This is a genomic window from Streptosporangium sp. NPDC002607, assembly GCF_053592655.1.
This window is the reverse complement of record NZ_JBSFWD010000062.1, coordinates 46858-47287: the sequence shown is the minus strand read 5'-3', so window position 1 is coordinate 47287 and position 430 is coordinate 46858. Positions and strand designations below refer to the sequence as shown.

General features: G+C 78.1%; 1 pseudogene. It reads left to right on the top strand.

Annotation, left to right across the window (positions count from 1 at the left end):
• Window positions 1–430 (top strand): annotated as a pseudogene (locus ACWD3H_RS40940) (hypothetical protein); the annotation flags it as partial.

Genomic DNA, 430 nt, shown 5'->3' with positions numbered 1-430 from the left:
GGACCCGAGGGACCCGCAGGACCCGCAGGCGCTGACGGCGCACCCGGACCCGAGGGACCCGCAGGACCCGCAGGCGCTGACGGCGCACCCGGACCCGAGGGACCCGCAGGACCCGCAGGCGCTGACGGCGCACCCGGACCGGAAGGACCCGCAGGACCCGCAGGACCCGCAGGCGCCGATGGCGCAATCGGACCCGAGGGACCCGCAGGACCCGCAGGACCGGCAGGCGCCGACGGCGCACCCGGACCGGAAGGACCCGCAGGACCCGCAGGACCCGCAGGACCCGCAGGCGCTGACGGCGCAATCGGACCCGAGGGACCCGCAGGACCCGCAGGACCGGCAGGCGCCGATGGCGCACCCGGACCGGAAGGACCCGCAGGACCCGCAGGACCCGCAGGCGCTGACGGCGCACCCGGACCCGAAGGACCCG